Origin of the sequence: Campylobacter sp. RM9331 (assembly GCF_020137685.1) — a bacterium.
Lineage (GTDB): Bacteria > Campylobacterota > Campylobacteria > Campylobacterales > Campylobacteraceae > Campylobacter_E.
In genome coordinates this window covers 158,311-176,201 of record NZ_JACGBA010000001.1, presented here as the reverse complement: position 1 = coordinate 176,201, position 17,891 = coordinate 158,311, and the positions used below count along the sequence as shown (strand labels likewise).

Genomic DNA, 17,891 nt, shown 5'->3' with positions numbered 1-17,891 from the left:
TATTGTCTTAATTTGGCAAATGAAGTTTTATGCAAGGAAAATTACCTTGCATAAATTATTAATGTTGATGATGATTGATTGCTTCTGGATATTTATAGCCTTTTTTCTCTAAATATTCTTGCATAAATTTAATTTCAATTTCTTGAGCTTTTATAATATCATTAGCTAATTTTTTGATATTTTCATCTTCTCCATATTTTAAAACGATTTTAGCCATATCAACAGCACCAATGTGATGAGGTAGCATACCTGCTACAAATGCTATATCAGGGTCGTTTTCATTCATACCCGCTTGCATTTTAGAGTGCATTTTCATCATACTTTCATTTAGTTCTTTTTTCATATCGTTTAATTCTTGAGGACTTAAATCTTTAGCAAATAAACTAAATGCACCTAAGCATAAACATAAAAAAATTTTTTTCATAAAATACTCCTTGTTTTAAATAAAGATATATTTTATTAATTAGTAATTTCTATTAAGTAAATTATTTAGATTTTACATTAATTAAGACTATTTCGCTACTTGCATTAAACCTAGCTACTATGCCCCAAAATCCCGCTCCACTTGTTACATACATTTTGCTATTTTTTACATTATATAAACCTTTTAAATATCCTTGCTCAAGTTTAACAGCTAGGCTAAAAGGAAAGATTTGTCCTGCGTGAGTATGTCCAGCTAGGATTAAATCATAAGGGCTAACATCGTATTTTTTAACAAATTTTGGCTGATGGGTTAGTAAGATATTAAACTTATCTAATTTAGGCCTTAATTTGCTAATATCAGGCTCAAAAGTCTTAAGCTTTAGCCCCATCAAATCATTTACACCTGATATTACAAAATCATCAAATTCTATGCTTTTATTATCTAAAAAATGCAATTTATATTTTTTTAATTCCTTAGCGATACTGCCTACTCCGTGATAATATTCGTGATTTCCTAAGACATAAAATGTGCCATAGGTTGATTTTAGTTCATTTAGATAATTAAGGTTTTTGACATTATTAATACCTGTATCTACTAAATCTCCTACGATTACTACTAAATCAGGATTTAAAGAATTAATTTTATTAATTATATTTATAAAAAACTCATCATTTAAATTCTTTTTTAGATGAATATCAGCTATCATTGCGATTTTTAAATCTTTTTTTAGTTTATCTTCGTTTAGATTTATTTCTTTGATTTTAGGGACTTTTATTGCGTTTTTTGATACCTTATAAAAAAATACAAAAGCTATGAAAATAAATATATACTCATAATTTAAAATATTTATATCTTTTAAATAATAAATAAGTATAAAAAATATAGGAAAAAAATTTAATATCTCCCATATATCAATTGCTTTTGCAAAATGTTCTTCATAGACGATTTTTGTCTTGATATAATAAAAACTCATAATTATAAAAAACACAATAGTTGAAGCAATTAAAATTATAAAAGAATAATATAAAAGCTCTTTAATTAAGTTTTCTTGAGTAATTAAGCTTACTTCAAACGCAAAAATAATACTATAAAAAGCCACAATTATTTTTCTAAATTTATTAAAAGTATTATTTTTAATAGTTCTTAAAAGCATATTTGCATTAGCGAAAAATACCAATAAAAAATATAAAATACCAAGTAATATAGCCATAATTAGTCCTTATTAGAATTTAAATTAGGAATTTCAAACTGCAATTCATCAGCAAATAGATTTCTCATACCAAAAATCCTACTTAATATTACATCTTGTTCTTTTACACTTGAGAGATTTTTGCCTGCATCTATTGTGGTTATTGCTACTTTTCCAACGATAATTCTACTCTCAACTCCACGCTCATAATTTTTAATCCCCCATAAATTATGCAATATATAGATTTTGTTATCAAATTCTCCTAAATATAAAACTATATGACCTTTTAGAGCTAGCAAGGTTGCAAAAGGTATTGCATTGCTTTTAATATAATTATATTTTTGTTTATTACTAAGTTTTGAGATATTAAAAAATATTTTTCTATTTAAATAATCTTTTTGATAGATTTGATCTTGCGAATTTCTAGCTAGAAAAACTCCAAATGTGCCAAATACATCTTTTAAAAAAGCAGAGCAATCTCTATCGCCGTTTAATCCGCCCCAGCCATAGTTTTGTCCTATTAATTCATTTGCGATTTTTTTTAAATCAACGCTAGAAAAACTATCTCCAAGCTTGAAAAAATCTTCTTTTTTGACCTTTATTTCAATAAGTTTTGCGTTATTGTTTAAATCCTTTTTAAAAACTCTTATAGTATAAAAATTAGCACTTTCTTTACTTAATGCCAAAGGCATTCCAATTCTTGCGTATTCTATGAAGTCTTCATTTTTATCTATTAATGCAATTTTATCTTTTTTAGGCATTATGAAGTCTTTTGATGATTTATAAATATTTAAATCTTCATCACTAATAAATGCAATATTTTTATTTTCTATAAAGCCAACTACTACGCTATTATAAATAAAACTCCAGCCAAAATCCTTGCTAAAATGAGAGATTTTAACAGGAGTATATGCGTAGATAAATGAGTTTTGCAAATAATCAAACGGATAGCCTTCGCCTGCTAATTTAGGATTTTTAAATCTTGGTTTTTTAGTAGGTAATAATCTTAAATTACTTGAATGAATAATGATTGCATTTTTTGAAATTTTGTTTAAATTATCAAAATCAGCATTATCTACTATATTTTGCATTAATTTTTGAGAATTTAATTGATAATTTTCTCCATAACCTGTGTCTTTTAAAATATCATTTGCAATATTTTTCATATTGATATTGGTTTTATCAATTCCCCACACATAAAATAGGTTTTTTAAATAATTTTCTTTTAATTTTTGCGATACTTCTTTAGTGATATAAAACTTATTGCTCTCATAATTATTTAAATCTTGAGATGGAAGAGCAAAATAATTTTTACTGCAAGAAGTAAAAATTACAACACAAATAATTAAAATAATATTTTTCATCATTCAAATCTAATTAAAATTGCACCTATAAATTTATTATCTTCGTAAGCTTCAACTCTATAAATCTTACCTGCTTTATCAATTGAGTATTGTTTTTGCATATTTTTAAGGCTTAGTTTTATACTATCTTCACTATCTTTTGCGTTATAGCCTATGACATTTATCCTTACTTTATCGTGTTTTTTAACTAAAAAATAATTTTTTACTTCAATCATTTTTGCAAAATTAGTTGTGATTTCTTTATCATCAACAATCAAATTTAACTTATCAATAATATCGCTATATTCAACATTTTTTTCTAAATACAAATTAGTTTGAAAGCGATTGCCGTATTGAATACTAAAGCCATTATCTTGATTGTTTTTAAAAATCGCAGTTAATTCATTGCTAGCTTTATAAGTAAATGGCAATTTTATTGGAATAAATCTTATTTTTTCTCTTGGTTTTTGAAGACTTAATAAAAAGCGGTTTTCAATTTTGATTAAAATCGGTTTTTCAATAGCTTCTCTTACTGCATTAGGCTTTAATTCAAATTCTCGCTCAAATTCAACTCCAGCAGCCTTTAAATAGCTCTCAATTGCTAGTAAATGATAATATGCTCTTTCGTGAGTTAATAGATTTTTGCTAGCTTCGTTTGCATAGGCGGCTTTGCCTTGAGTAATTGCATAATAAGTTAGGCTTTTTAGCATTTCTTCATCGCCATTTGCTGTGTTTGTGTTTTTTAAATGATAGCTATGTAATTTGTGTAATAAATTATTATTTATACTTTCACAAGCCTTACTTGCGATTTCATTTAAATTCCCGTATTTTGCGTCAATTTGCTCTTGGTCAATTATGCAAGAATTTCCCCATTTTTTAGGATTTTTATCCTTATTTATGTAATTTGGAGAATAATATCCACTACCATCGTGAAGATTTATTATGAGTTTTACTTCAGGTAAAGTTATTATTTTTTTAATTAATTCAATAGTGTAATAATCAGGGTCATCTTCGCTAAGTTCTGCGAATTTGCGATTTAAATCTCCAAATTCTCCACGACTTCTAGCAATTATTGAATCAAATGCAAGATTTGGCACGACAATTACTTTTCCTTTAGTGATTTTATAATCCGTGATTAATAAGCTAGCAGCGTGAAAACCACCTGGCTCATCTCCTTGAATACCGCCAAAAATCAAAACGGTATTATCACAAACTTTTTCACATTCTCCTAAAGTATTTATAGTAAAATTTAAAGCAAATAAATTAAGACTTAAAAATGTTAAAAATATCTTAAGCATTCAAAAACTCTCTTACCATTTTATCTACACTAAACACATCATCAATAGTATTTATTTTACTATCAGCAAATTTATCTAAAGCCTTAAATACTGCGTCGCTAATATCATAGAATTTACATTCATCTTTTAAATATTTATATACAAATTCTTCATTAGCAGCATTGATAATAACACCTAAATCAGGATTATTTAATAGCTCATCTTTTAGCCTAAAAATAGGGTATTTATTAGGATTTATCTCAAAGAATTCTAATTTAGCAAGTTTTAAAATATCAAAATATTCACAAGCAGCAAAATCACTCTCACCTAAGAGTGCATTTGCAATGCTAAGCTTCATATCAGGCACACTAAAATAAGCACTCATTGAGCCATTTATACTTTCACAAAAAGCGTGAATACTTGAGCTTGGCTCTATGATTGCATCTAATTCTAAATTAGGGTATAAATGTTTTGCTTCTATTAATTCATAAAGCTTATTTGTCATTGTTGCACTATCTATTGTGATTTTTGCTCCCATATCCCAATTAGGGTGTTTTAAGGCTTCGTTTGCTTTTAGATTTGCAACTTCATTGTATTTAAAAAATGCCCCACCACTAGCAGTAATTGTGAGTTTTTTAGGGTGTTTAATACCTCTTAAAAGTGCTGCTAATGCACTATGTTCGCTATCAATAGGAGAGATATTAAAAGTATCAAGAAATTTTCCAGCTACAACCAAGCTTTCTTTATTTGCTAAAAAGAGTTTTTTATCTAATTCTTGAGTTTGTAAAGATATTTTAAGCCCTGCAAATCCTACTATTGCATTGATAATTCCATCACTTTTTAAATCTTGCATTATAAATGCAGCGTCTTTTATTGAATATTTATTAGAATGATTGACTTTATCTAGTATTTCATCACTTGCTAAGACTATTTTAGGATTAAACATTTTTATTTGTTCGTTTAATAATTCATAGTTTTTATAAGCACTAATGCACTCTAATTTAATATCAGCTTGTTTTATTATTTTTAAAGCATTAACACCGATTGAACCAGTTGAGCCAAATACACTTATAATTTCAGGTTTTGTTGGATTTATAGTAAAGCTCATAAGAATACCACCATAATAATACTAGCAAAAATCAAAGCATCAACTCTATCTAATACTCCGCCATGTCCAGGGAAAAGCTCCCCACTATCTTTAACCTTAGCTAAGCGTTTTAAATAGCTTTCAAATAAATCTCCAAATACAGCAAAAAACGCCATTAAAAATGATAAAAATAAAACTCCAAAAAAGCCAATTTCACTATAAACAAAACTAGCATAAATGCTTGAAATTATTGTGCTAATGATAATTCCGCCGATTACTCCTTCTAAAGTCTTATTAGGAGAACTTGGACTAAAGCTAGTTTTTCCATATTTTTTACCTACAAAATAAGCAAAACTATCACATAAAACAACGCTTAAAAGCAACCAAATAAAGCCACTTAATTCAAATCTAATATAAGTTTCAAAAATAAAGCTAATTCCAATTCCTGCATAAATAAATGGTAGAATTTCTTTTAAATCTCCTTGTTTGTATGCTAAAAAAGAAGCAAGAACTAAAATAGCAAAAATCATAGAAACCACAGGCATTTGAGTATAAATTCCTAATATCAATCCTAAGGCTAAAATTAAATAATTATTTTTAGTATCAAATAATTTACAAGCTTCAAAATATCCAATGCCACTAGCTAATAAAAATATTATTAGCCATAAATAATAAGAATTTATCGCTAGAAAAATTACTGCAATTATTGCAAAAATTAAGCCTGTTTTTATTTTTTCATTCAACATAAATACTCCTTAAACAAGTTTATCAAAAAGCCTATCGCTTTCTTTTATTTCTTCAATTTCTTCATCTTCTTCTATCGTAACACCGAAAAAATTAGCTCTTTTATGCTCTTTTTTAGGGCGTTCTTCTTGATATGATTTTTCATCATCAAGATTTGTGTTTGTTTTTGAGCTTTCGCTACTTTCTTCTATTACATTAACTTCTGGCGTAACTAAAGTAATTTGCTCATCAGCAAACATTTTTGCATTATGTTTTGCGTGATTATCAATCGCTACGCCTTGATTTTGATTTATATAATTTATATTTCCAATATTATTTACACTCATAAAAAAACCTTTATAGTATCGTAATTAACATAATTAACGAATGCTTTTTCAATAATTTTTACATTTGCTCTTTTTGTAAAATCTACTAAAAAATTACCTTCTTTTTTACCAGAATAACAAGCACAAAGACTTGCAGCATGATAGATTAAATCTATATCATAGCTTTTTTTGTTGCTTGAAATTATTACATGAGAGCCTTTTAAATCCTTTAAATGAAACCATAAATCATCTTTTTTGCTATTTTTTAGCAAATATTCATTAGCGTTTTCATTAAGTCCTACGCTAATTTTGTAATCATTTACATAAAAATTTAATATGTTTGGATTTTGCTGGGTTTTGCCTTTTTTATTGTTTTTTGCGAATAATGAGCGTAAAAATACTTCATCTTTTGTGCAAATTATTGCTTGTTTTAGGCTATTTAAAGCATTTATTTTTTCGTTTAGATTATCTTTTTCTATGCTTATATTTTTTGCTTTTTGGCTTAATTTTTTAGCGTTTTTATAAATATTATTTAGCTCATATTTTGCAGAGTTGATTAAAGAATATTTATAAATTCCTATTTCAAATTCTCTTTCGTAATCTTTGATTTTATATAAGTTTTCTTTTAGTGCATCGCCTTTTGCGTATTCATAAAGTGCTTTTTTGTTTAGCAATTCTTCATCTTCTAAAGAATTTATTAAAAGCTCTAATTTTTCAATTTTTTTATCATTTTCCATTATTTTTTGAGCCTTTAATGAGTTTAATTTCTCGTTTTGAAGACTTGCAAAAATATTTGCGAAATAAATTTTAAAATCTTCAATTTTTATATTTTTTTCAGTGATTTTTGTAGGTTCTAAATCTATGTAAGGTTCATTTTGTAAAATATCTCTAAGGTTGTTTTTGCCGTATCTTAAGGCACTTATTATATTTCTTTTATCATCTAAGATTAGTGCATTTGTAAATTTTCCTGAAAACTCAAGTATTAAATAAAATTCCATTTTTTTATAAGCGTGAGCTAAGGCTAGTTTAAACTCTAAAATCCTATTATTTATAGGCACTTTAATATCTAAAATACTTGCGTTAAAAAGCATTTTTTTAAGTTGTAAATCAAATGGACTAGTATAATCTTTAGCATATAAATTACCACTATAAATTGCACTTTTGCCCTTGGTTAAATCAAAATATAATTTATCTTTAAACTCAATACATAAGCAATTATCATTTATTCTATACGCACGATTTATCTTTTTATATTGCTTTAAATAATCTTTAATTTGCACTAAATCATAATAATTCATTTTTAATCCTTTTATTAATTTTAACGGCTAAAATTAATAAAATTAGAAAAAAAGGGAAATCTATGACTTTAACAGAACAAATATTTGCTCATCATATAGGAAAAGAAGTAAAAGCAGGTGAGATTATTGATTGTCCTATTGATATGGTAATAGGAAATGATATTACAACTCCAATTTCTATTAAACAATTTAAAAAAAGTGGTGCTACAAAATTAGCTAATCCTGATGGCTTTGCAATTGTGCTTGACCACTATATTCCTGCAAAAGATATTCTAAGTGCAAATCAAGCAAAAATTAGTAGAGATTTTGCAAAAGAACATAATTTAAAATATCTTTTTGATGAAAAAAATATGGGTATTGAACACGCACTTTTACCTGAAAATGGACTGATTAGTCCAGGTGATGTGATAATTGGTGCAGATAGTCATACCTGTACGCACGGAGCTTTAGGAGCATTTGCTACTGGAATGGGAAGCACTGATTTAGCGTATGCAATGATAACAGGTAAAAACTGGTTTAAAGTGCCAAGTGCTATTAAAGTGCAGTTTCGTGGAAAATTAAAGCCTTGGGTTTATGGAAAAGATTTAATTTTAGAAATTATTAGAATTTTAGGCGTTGATGGGGCTTTATATAAATCATTAGAGTTTTTTGGAATTGAAGAGCTTGATATGGATAGCCGTTTTAGTTTATGTAATATGGCGATTGAAGCAGGTGCAAAGAATGGAATTTGTGCTGTTGATAATGTTACAAGAGAGTTTTTAAACTCGGTTAATTTAAAGAGAAAAGGCGTTGAGTTTAGCCACTTGCCAAATGCTGTTTATGAAAGAGTAATTGAGATTGATTTAGACAAGCTTGACCCTGTTGTAGCATATCCGTTCTTACCAAGTAATGGTAAAAGTATAAAACAAGCTGTAAGTGAAAAGGTAAAAATTGACCAAGCATTTGTAGGCTCATGCACAAATGGAAGGCTAAGTGATTTAAGAATTGCAGCGAGTATTTTAAAAGATAAAAAAGTTCATTCAGATGTAAGAATGATAATTACTCCAGCTACAACTAAAATTGCTTTACAAGCTCAAAAAGAAGGCTTAATGGATATATTTGCTAGTGCTGGTGCAGTTGTAAGTAATCCAACTTGTGGTGCTTGTTTAGGTGGGTATATGGGGATTTTAGCTGATGGAGAGCGTTGTATATCAACTACGAATAGAAATTTCGTAGGTCGTATGGGTGCGAGAACTTCAGAAGTTTATCTTGCAAATAGTGCAATTGCGGCTGCTAGTGCAATTAAAGGATATATTTGTTCTCCTGATGAGCTTTAAAAATAGCGTTTGCCTAATTTTAGGTGGTGGAAAATCAAGTAGAATAGGGCAAGATAAGGCTAATTTACGCTTTATTTATAAAAAGCGTGAAATTAGCCTGATTAATTATTTATATGAAAAATTACAGCCTTTATTTAATGAAATATATTTTTGTGCTAAGGCTAAGCCAAGTGATTTAAAATGTAAATTTTTAAAAGATAATTATGAATATTTTCATCCGATTAATGGCTTAAAGACTTTTACAAATATTAAAATTCCTAATTCAAATTCTGTTTTTGTAATTGCAGTTGATTTTGTAAAAATTAATAAAAGCTCTATAAAAAGACTTTTTTATAAACATAAAAGATATAAAAGTTCAGTAGTTGCAAAAAGTATCAAAACTCATTTTTTATGTGGTTTTTATAAGATGAGCGATTTAAAATATTTAGATGAATTAGATGAAAATTGCAAAATCAAAGATTTTTTTATAAAGTCAGGTGCAATTACTTTAAGCTTTAAAAATGATAATGCTTTTTTAAATATGAATACAAAAAGTGATTTTGAAAAGTTTATTAAAAGTTACAGATATTAAACATTTTATGCTATAACTAAGCCTTTTTTATGGAGAGTTTGGCCTACTGGTGTAGCCCTAAGACTTCAAATCTTGTGGTGGGGTAGTTGACTATTCTGCGGGGGGTTCGATTCCTTCACTCTCTAGCCAAGTTTTGGAATTTTAAATAATATTTTAGGTTTAAATTATAAAATATTTTTTGATTTATGGTTTTAGGAAAAATAAGTTGAAAGAGATTAGAAGAGTTGATAATTTTGAATATATAATAAAAGTTACCGTTGTTATTATTGGCTTAGTTCATCTTATATATGCTGTTAGTTTTACTCTAACGGGGCTATATTTCTTATTACCTTCTAGCTTAATTCAAATTATTATTTCTTTATTAGTAGCTTATGTAGTGTTGATAAGAAACAAGGGATATGCAATTGCTACTTTATATGCGCATTTAGATATATTATTTTCTTGTTGTTATTGCACTTATTATCTTGGATGGGGCTATGGTTTTACTATGATAATAGTTCTTTTATTATCATTAGCATATTTACAAAATTTCAATACTTTCTTAGTTCCAATAGGTATAGGACTTGTAGAAGCGACTGCTTTTTTTGTAATGCTTTATATTACAAAAGATACTCCAAATTATCCAAATCCTTATATGCCATATATAAATATAGCTAATTTTTTATTTATGGTAGTTACATTGCTAGTTTATATTTGGCTAAATGATAGAGAAAACGCCAAGATTATTAAGCAACTTGATGCTAGAAAAGAATTCTTACAATATAAAGCTGAAAATGATTATTTAACCACACTTTTAAATCGTCGTGCTATGAATGAGATATTAGATAATATGTTAGAAAAATTAAAAAATAAAGAAGTAAATTCTTTAGCATTAGCAATAGGAGATATTGATAATTTCAAGCATTTAAACGATACTTATGGTCATAATTTTGGAGATTTAGCTTTAAAAGAAGTTTCTAAAGTGTTTAAAAACGAATATGAAAACAATACAAATACTTATGTGGCTAGATGGGGTGGAGAAGAATTTTTGATACTATTTAGCAATTACTCTTACAATGATGTTTTAAATTCTTTAGAAAAAAGTAGAAAATCTATTGAAAAATTACAAATTAAAGATAATTTAAATGAAACTAGCGTTACTATTTCAATAGGTGTTAGTTATTCTATAAATTTAATTAATAAAGATGTATTAATAACAAAAGCAGATGCAGCACTTTATAGTGCAAAAGACTCTGGAAAAAATAGAGTAAAGTTAGTTAATTTAGGTTAGATATGGGAAGTTTTTTAGATCAAGATGATTTAGTTGTAGCAAAAAAAATTGCTAGATATATACTAATTATATTTTCAACATTATATTTTTTATTATCTATTTTAATGGGTTGGTTAGGTCATAACTATCCTATGTTTGTTAATTTGTTTTTAGCTTGTATATATTTGTATTCATTAAAAAAGTTAGATTTATTAGAAGTCAATAGTTTAGTATATACGGTGCATTTTGTTTGTATAGTTTATGCTATTTTTATGGTTCTTTATTTTGGTTGGAGTTTTGGAGCTCAATATTTTTTAATACCTTGTATAGCTTTTTGTTATGTAGGTCAATTTGAAAATAGAAAAATTATCTATACATTAGCAATTTTTGAGAGTATAGTTTTTGAATTATTGTATATATTTATGGAAGTTAATAAATATACCTTACAAAATCAATTATATGTGCTTGGATACAATATTAATGGCATATTTTATATTATTCATAGCTTATTTGCGTGTCTTACAATTATAATTGTTATGTATTTTTTAAAAATTAAAGTTTATAAAACAATTGAGACAAAAGAAAATGCAAATGAAGTTTTAAGTATTAATGCTTCTACAGACCCGCTTACATATTTGCTAAATCGTTGGGCTTTTATGGAAAAAATTCATTTAATTCAATATAAAAAGAATTTTCATTTTGCTTTAATAGATATAGATTTTTTTAAAAAAGTTAATGATACTTATGGGCATAGTGTTGGAGATGAAGTTTTAAGAGTAACCGCAAGTTGCATAAAGCTTAATTTTTCAAGATACACTGATATGATTGCTAGGTGGGGTGGGGAAGAATTCTTAGTATTTGCATTAGGTTGCAGTGAAGAAGAATTTTATGAAGCGTGTAATAATTTTAGAAAAGAGCTAAAAAATAATAAATTCTGTGCTGGCGATTTTACGATAAGTGCTAGTGTTGGTTGTTTGCATGTAAATGGCGATTTTTCATATAGTAATTTTGATAATTATATTAAAAAAGTTGATGAATTATTGTATATGGCAAAAAATAGCGGTAGAAATAGGATAGAAGCAAAGCGTATAGAAGATGAATGAATTTAGAAAGATAGATAATATAAGACAATTAGTAAAAATCACAATGATTTTACTAACAATAACCCATACTACTTATGGGAGTGTGTTTTATTTTCTAGGTCTTTATCCTATGGTTAATATTAAGTTTATTGAAGCTTTTATTGCTTTAGTAGCTACGATTTTTATTTTAAAAATTGACAAATATCATAATATTGCTGTTTATTTTACACATGCTTCTGTTTTGCTGTCTTGTTCAATTTGCACATATATTTTAGGGCAAGGATATGGTTTTTTAATAGTTATGATAGCACTTTTATCTCTTGGCTATGTTCATGACTTTAGCAGTTCTAAATATCCTTTGATTATTGGTATTTTTGAAATTATTTTATTTATAGTTACAATAATTATTACAAAAGATATTCCTGATTTTGAAAGCGAATATATGGTTTTTGTATATGTATTTAATGTTATAAATATTACTTCTGTAATTATTTTTTATTCATTTTATACGCATAGTATTGATGAGAATGAAAGTAAAATATTAGAAAAAGAAAGCATTAAATTACAAAATAAAGCTGATTATGATTATTTGACAAATATTTTAAATCGTCGTGCAATGAATGAAATTTTACATATATATCATAATTATTTTCAAAAAGACCAGATTCGTTCTATGGTAATTGTCTTAGGTGATATTGATAATTTTAAGAGTTTAAATGATGAGTGCGGTCATAATTTTGGAGATATTGTTCTTAAAAATACAGCAAAAATCATTAAAGATAAAATATCTAAAAGAGCTTCTAGTTATGTAGCTAGATGGGGTGGAGAAGAGTTTTTAATGCTATTAACAGGTCTTAGCATAGATGAAAGTGAAGAACTAATGAATGAGATTAGGGAAGATTTTGCTAACTATACTCATAAAGATGGTTATAATGCTAGGAAAACTACAATTACTTTTGGAATTTGTTATTCTTTAAGACTTGAAAGTATAGATTATATGCTATCTCAAGCTGATAATGCCTTATATAGTGGTAAAAAATCAGGTAAAAATAAAGTAGAAACTATAGTTTTAGGACAAATATGATAGATTTTGAAAAAAGAAAATATGAGCTAGTAGAAGTTTTACAAGCTGAAAAAATTATGAAAGGTATTTTAGTTTTTAATTTAGTATATGCTTTAATAATGATAATTAATGATATTCCTTATTTGTTTTTAACGTATTTTATGCTAGCTGGATTATTTTTAGTATCGTTGGTATTTGTTAAGAGTAATAATTTTAATGCTTGTATTTATGTTACTTTTTTTTCTTGTTTTGTTTTTTCTGCTAGCTCAATTTATTATCTTGGGTGGGGTTATGGGTTTGAATATTATATATTACCTATAATATCTTATTTTTATATAGGTATTTATAGGAAAAAATACATTATATATTTAATAGCGACTTTCGGACTTATTTATTATTTGGCAATGTATTATTTTTTTTGTGTGAATGATTATTCTTTAGATATACCTTTATATTTATTTAGCGATAGTTCTAAATTCTATTTTAATTGTTTTAATGGGATTGTAGTATCAACTATTTTCGTAATTGTATCAAGTGTTTTAAGAAAACAAATATATATTGAATTAGAAAATAGACAAAATATAAATAAAAAGCTTGATAAAAGTGCAAATTTTGATTATTTAACAAGACTTATGAATAGATGGTGTTTTATAGATAGTATTGAAGATTTAAATATTAAAAGTAAGGTAAGTATTGCTTTAATAGATGTTGATTATTTTAAAAAAGTAAATGATACTTACGGACATAGTGTGGGAGATGAAGTATTAAAAAATTGTGCAAATTTAATGAGAAAGCATTTTGGAGAATATACTGATTTGATTTGTAGATGGGGTGGAGAAGAATTTTTAATATTAGCTTATAACGTATCTGCTTTAGATTTTGAAAATGCTTGTGAGAATTTTAGAATAGAGTATTCAAATTCTACATTTTCTGTTGAAAGCTTAACTACTAGCGTTAGTATAGGTTTAGTTTTTATAGAAGATAATTTTGCTAATAATATTTTAGATGAATATATAACAAGAGTTGATAAGTGTTTATATGAGGCTAAAAATACAGGTAGAAATAAAATAATAAAAAATATAATTTAATTTAAGCAAAAATTAATTTTATTAGGATAATATACAGCTTTTATTTTTAGTGTGCGTTCATAGCTCAGCTGGATAGAGCAACGGCCTTCTAAGCCGTAGGTCAGAGGTTCGAATCCTCTTGGGCGTACCACTTAGCGGATGTGGTGAAATTGGCAGACACGCCAGACTTAGGATCTGGTGCAGCAATGCGTGGAGGTTCAAGTCCTCTCATCCGCACCACTTATCATCTTAGTTATACTTTTTCAATTATATTTTTAATATTTGTTACGAAAAGTTACATTAACACATAAAAGTGCTAATTTTCTTTGCTTAAAATCTGATTTTATTGTAACATAAGTCCTTTCATTTTATCAAAAAGGAGCCTTAATGGTAGAAAACCAGCAAATCAAACGAAATGGATTTGAAAAAATCTTACACAAAATTGAAGTATTAGGAAACAAATTACCTGATATTACAATTCTTTTTTTAATTGCATTTTTTATTGTGATGATTTTAAGTTTTGCATTAAGTTTTATTGACTTTTCTTATATTCATCCAGTTAGTCACGAAAAAATTGTAGTTAAAAATATGTTTGAAATTCATAATTTAACTGAATTAATAGTTAGATTAGGCGTTAATTTTATAACTTTTCCTGCTTTACAATTAGTTTTAGTTGCTACTTTAGGAGTTAGTATTGCAGAAGGCAGTGGTTATATTAGAGCATTACTAATTAAAATGATAGGAATAGTTCCAAAAAGCATTGTTGTTCCTGTGGTTATATTAATTTCTATATTTTGTCATATAGTATCAGATAGTGCTTATGTATTTTTAATGCCAATTGCAGCTGCTATGTATTATAGTGCAGGTCGCCATCCAATAGCTGGAATTACTACTTCATTTGCTGCACTTGCAGGTGGGTTTAGTGCTAGTTATATTCCAAGTGTAGTTGATCCGTTAATGCAAGAATTTACTCAAAAAGCAGCAAGGACAATTGACCCTGAAATAAGCGTAAATGTATTGTGTAATTATTTTTTAAGTATTTTTTCAACCTTTAGCGTAATTGCTGCTTGTTGGTTTGTTAGCTCAAAAATTATTGAGCCTATGCTAAATAAAACTATGCCTATTGATAGTGATTGTAAAATCGCTCATTTAGAAAATGAGAAATTAAGCTCACAAGAAAATAAAGCTTATTGGGGAGCGACTTTAACATTTATATTTATGGCTTTATTATTATTTGTTGTATCAATCCCAGAGAATTCTGTTATGCGTGGTGCTAATGGCTCACTTACTAGTGCTGATGCAGCTTTAATGAAAGCTATTGTTCCATTAGTATTTTTATTCTTAGCAATTCCAGGATATGTATATGGAAAAATCAGTGGCTCTATAAAAACATCAAGTGATTTATCAAAAATGGCTGCTAGTAGTTTAAATACTCTTACTACCTTTATTGTATTTTGTTTTGTATGCGGGCAGTTTTTATATGTATTTAATACTTCAAATCTTTCAACTCTATTAGCAATTTCAGGAGCTGAATTATTAAAAAGTATGAATATGCCTTCAGTTTTTACAATTTTAGGAGTGATTATATTTACAAGCTTTTTAAATATTTTTGTTACATCAGCTACATCAAAATGGGCTATATTAAGCGTTATTTTTGTTCCTATGTTAATGTTACTTGGAATTAGCCCTGAACTTACTCAAGCAGCATATAGGACGAGTGATAGTGCAGTAAATGTTATGACACCTATGTTTCCATTTTACCCATTAGTGATTGGTTATTGTCAAAAATATTATAAAAAAACAGGAGTTGGAACACTTAGTTCATTAATGCTTCCATTTGGTATTGCTTTATGGATAGCTTTAGTTGGTAGTTTATTTATATTCTGGGCTTTAGGTCTTCCGTTAGGATTTGATACTACTTATGTTTATAATTTTAAAGGTTAGATATGTTGGTAGAAGACTTTATAAAATATGTAAAAATCTCATCTCAAAGCAACGCTAGTAAGAGTAATACTCCTACTAGCGAAGGGCAGTTGCAATTAGCGAAATTATTAAAAAGTGAGCTAGAGAATTTAGGACTTAGCGAAATTAAGCTAAATGATAATGGCATTTTAACCGCACTTTTAGCTGGTGATAAAACTAAGACTAGCTTAGGTTTTGTAGCTCATCTTGATACTATTGATGTTGGGCTTAGTCCTTGTGTAAATCCTAAGATTTTAAGATTTGAAGGCAAGGATTTAGATTTAGGTAAGGCAGTTTTAGAGATTTCTAAACACCCTGAAATTATGAAGTATTTAAATGAAGACATTATTTTTAGCGATGGCTCATCTGTTTTAGGGGCTGATAATAAGGCTGCAATTGCTGTTATTATGAACTTAATTAAAACTCTTAAAAATAGTGATATTAATCATCCTGATATATTTTTAGCTTTTGTGCCAGATGAAGAAATAGGGCTTTTAGGCTCAAAGCAGCTTAATTTAGATGATTTTAGGACAACTCATCCTTATACTATTGATTGTTGCGAGGTTGGAGAATTAATGTATGAGACATTTAATGCAGCAAGTGCAAAGCTTAATATAATAGGTGTATCAGCACACCCAATGAATGCTTATAAAATAATGCTAAATCCAACTTTATTAGCAAATGAGTTTATAAATCTTTTTGATAGATTACAAACCCCTGAAAACACTAAAGATAAAGATGGATATATTTGGATAAATGAAATGCACTCAAATCAAAACGAAGCTAGTGTGTGTTTAAATATAAGAGACCACGATAAAACTAAGTTTGAAGAGAAAAAAGAATACATTAAAACTTGCGTTGATTTTATGCAAAATAAATATAAAAAAGCTAGTTTTAAACTAGAAATGAGTGATACTTATTACAATCTAAAAGATGCTTTAAACGATGATAATAAAGATAGTTTAGATAAATTATATAAAGCTTTTGAATTATCAAATATTAAAGCAAATACAATTGCTATGCGTGGTGGGACTGATGGAAGTGCGTTGAGTGTAAAGGGTCTTTTTACCCCGAATTTTTTCACAGGAGCGCATAATTTTCATTCAAGATTTGAGTTTTTACCTGTTAAATCACTTGAAAAATCTTATGAAGTAGCACTTAATTTAGTAAAAATATATTCAAACTAGGAATTTTAATTCCTAGTTTTAAATTCTTAAAAACTATATCCTAAATTAACTCCGTATCTAATACCTTTAGCTATTACATCATTTGTATAACTTGCTTTAATTCCTGCATAAAAGCCGTCTAAATTGCGAGTAAATTTATAACCTAGCATAAGATTTGCTTCATAATTTAGTCTTTTTTGTTGCTCGTTAAATAATTTATCTCTTTTATTATCTAAATAAAATTTTGCAAAAGCACTAGCTTCAACAACTAATCCTTCATCAAAAATATTCATAGTGCTAGCTCCTAATTTGATTAAATTAGTATTAGCTACTAAATCTTTAGTATTAGTTTTGCTTTTGATTTTTTCATGACCTAAGCCACCTAAGATATTAAAGCCTGATTTAACTCCTACATTATTATTAAAAAATCCAATACCACCCAATACATTAACAGCAGTATAAGTGCTTGAAATTTTGCCACTTTCTATATTATTTTTATATTCTGAATCAAAGTCGTGAATGCTTAAATCTGCACCAAAAACAAAATCATTATCATAATTACTAAGTTTATAAGAATTTATAAAAATTCTTCCTTGATAAATACCATTATCGCTTAAATTAAGCCCGTAATCTTTAGCTTTTCCTACCATAAAATCAGCACCTACGAAGTTTTGTGCGTTTAGGCTGATTACACATATTAGTGTTGATAAAATTTTTTTCATATTATCTCCTTTTTAAAAAATGTTAA

Annotated in this window: 17 protein-coding genes and 3 tRNA genes; 11 read left to right on the top strand and 9 right to left on the bottom strand. The window is 27.2% G+C overall.

The features are described from left to right. Positions 1–58: 58 nt before the first annotated feature. The 8 genes from copM to AVBRAN9331_RS00855 all read right to left on the bottom strand — a co-directional run bounded on the left by copM (position 59) and on the right by AVBRAN9331_RS00855 (position 7,667). Complete coding sequence (gene copM, locus AVBRAN9331_RS00890) at positions 59–424, bottom strand: CopM family metallochaperone (protein WP_214119711.1); 366 nt, start codon at positions 422–424, stop codon at positions 59–61. A 61-nt stretch (positions 425–485) separates the two neighbouring features. Next, on the bottom strand, positions 486–1,634 hold the full coding sequence (locus AVBRAN9331_RS00885) for a metallophosphoesterase (RefSeq protein ID WP_336612227.1): 1,149 nt from the start codon (positions 1,632–1,634) through the stop codon (positions 486–488). 2 nt (positions 1,635–1,636) lie between these two features. Then, positions 1,637–2,977, bottom strand: a complete 1,341-nt coding sequence (locus tag AVBRAN9331_RS00880) for an SH3 domain-containing C40 family peptidase (protein ID WP_336612226.1) — start codon at positions 2,975–2,977, stop codon at positions 1,637–1,639. Then, complete coding sequence (locus tag AVBRAN9331_RS00875) at positions 2,977–4,254, bottom strand: M99 family carboxypeptidase catalytic domain-containing protein (protein WP_336612225.1); 1,278 nt, start codon at positions 4,252–4,254, stop codon at positions 2,977–2,979. The genes AVBRAN9331_RS00880 and AVBRAN9331_RS00875 overlap by 1 nt, the downstream gene beginning before the upstream one ends. Beyond that, on the bottom strand, positions 4,247–5,305 hold the full coding sequence (locus AVBRAN9331_RS00870) for a 1-deoxy-D-xylulose-5-phosphate reductoisomerase (RefSeq protein ID WP_214116014.1): 1,059 nt from the start codon (positions 5,303–5,305) through the stop codon (positions 4,247–4,249). Before AVBRAN9331_RS00870 ends, AVBRAN9331_RS00875 begins: the two co-directional genes overlap by 8 nt. Positions 5,306–5,337: 32 nt before the next feature. After that, positions 5,338–6,066, bottom strand: coding sequence for a phosphatidate cytidylyltransferase (locus AVBRAN9331_RS00865; RefSeq protein WP_267524286.1), 729 nt, complete (start codon positions 6,064–6,066; stop codon positions 5,338–5,340). A gap of 9 nt (positions 6,067–6,075) precedes the next feature. Continuing rightward, on the bottom strand, positions 6,076–6,390 hold the full coding sequence (locus AVBRAN9331_RS00860) for a hypothetical protein (RefSeq protein WP_336612224.1): 315 nt from the start codon (positions 6,388–6,390) through the stop codon (positions 6,076–6,078). After that, on the bottom strand, positions 6,387–7,667 hold the full coding sequence (locus AVBRAN9331_RS00855) for an NFACT RNA binding domain-containing protein (RefSeq protein WP_214115953.1): 1,281 nt from the start codon (positions 7,665–7,667) through the stop codon (positions 6,387–6,389). The genes AVBRAN9331_RS00860 and AVBRAN9331_RS00855 overlap by 4 nt, the downstream gene beginning before the upstream one ends. A gap of 62 nt (positions 7,668–7,729) precedes the next feature. Here AVBRAN9331_RS00855 and AVBRAN9331_RS00850 point away from each other — a divergent pair, with 62 nt between their 5' ends. From AVBRAN9331_RS00850 to pepT, 11 genes are all read left to right on the top strand, one after another. Further along, on the top strand, positions 7,730–8,983 hold the full coding sequence (locus tag AVBRAN9331_RS00850) for a 3-isopropylmalate dehydratase large subunit (RefSeq protein ID WP_214115951.1): 1,254 nt from the start codon (positions 7,730–7,732) through the stop codon (positions 8,981–8,983). Further along, on the top strand, positions 8,973–9,554 hold the full coding sequence (locus AVBRAN9331_RS00845) for a molybdenum cofactor guanylyltransferase (RefSeq protein ID WP_336612223.1): 582 nt from the start codon (positions 8,973–8,975) through the stop codon (positions 9,552–9,554). The genes AVBRAN9331_RS00850 and AVBRAN9331_RS00845 overlap by 11 nt, the downstream gene beginning before the upstream one ends. Before the next feature lie 30 nt (positions 9,555–9,584). Then, positions 9,585–9,683 (top strand) — tRNA-Sec (locus AVBRAN9331_RS00840). A gap of 76 nt (positions 9,684–9,759) precedes the next feature. Continuing rightward, on the top strand, positions 9,760–10,824 hold the full coding sequence (locus AVBRAN9331_RS00835; RefSeq protein WP_214115946.1) for a GGDEF domain-containing protein: 1,065 nt from the start codon (positions 9,760–9,762) through the stop codon (positions 10,822–10,824). 2 nt (positions 10,825–10,826) lie between these two features. Continuing rightward, complete coding sequence (locus AVBRAN9331_RS00830) at positions 10,827–11,906, top strand: GGDEF domain-containing protein (RefSeq protein WP_214115944.1); 1,080 nt, start codon at positions 10,827–10,829, stop codon at positions 11,904–11,906. Continuing rightward, positions 11,899–12,969, top strand: coding sequence for a GGDEF domain-containing protein (locus tag AVBRAN9331_RS00825; RefSeq protein WP_214115941.1), 1,071 nt, complete (start codon positions 11,899–11,901; stop codon positions 12,967–12,969). Before AVBRAN9331_RS00830 ends, AVBRAN9331_RS00825 begins: the two co-directional genes overlap by 8 nt. Next, on the top strand, positions 12,966–14,036 hold the full coding sequence (locus tag AVBRAN9331_RS00820; RefSeq protein ID WP_336612222.1) for a GGDEF domain-containing protein: 1,071 nt from the start codon (positions 12,966–12,968) through the stop codon (positions 14,034–14,036). The genes AVBRAN9331_RS00825 and AVBRAN9331_RS00820 overlap by 4 nt, the downstream gene beginning before the upstream one ends. A gap of 53 nt (positions 14,037–14,089) precedes the next feature. Next, positions 14,090–14,166: transfer RNA gene (locus AVBRAN9331_RS00815), tRNA-Arg, on the top strand. 4 nt (positions 14,167–14,170) lie between these two features. After that, positions 14,171–14,255: transfer RNA gene (locus AVBRAN9331_RS00810), tRNA-Leu, on the top strand. A gap of 147 nt (positions 14,256–14,402) precedes the next feature. Continuing rightward, on the top strand, positions 14,403–15,959 hold the full coding sequence (locus tag AVBRAN9331_RS00805; protein ID WP_336612221.1) for an AbgT family transporter: 1,557 nt from the start codon (positions 14,403–14,405) through the stop codon (positions 15,957–15,959). Between the two features lie 2 nt (positions 15,960–15,961). Next, positions 15,962–17,164 (top strand): peptidase T, encoded by a 1,203-nt coding sequence (gene pepT / locus AVBRAN9331_RS00800; protein ID WP_214115934.1) that lies wholly within the window; start codon positions 15,962–15,964, stop codon positions 17,162–17,164. Between the two features lie 26 nt (positions 17,165–17,190). Here pepT and AVBRAN9331_RS00795 read toward each other — a convergent pair whose 3' ends face one another. Beyond that, on the bottom strand, positions 17,191–17,865 hold the full coding sequence (locus AVBRAN9331_RS00795; RefSeq protein WP_214115932.1) for a hypothetical protein: 675 nt from the start codon (positions 17,863–17,865) through the stop codon (positions 17,191–17,193). Positions 17,866–17,891 lie beyond the last annotated feature (26 nt).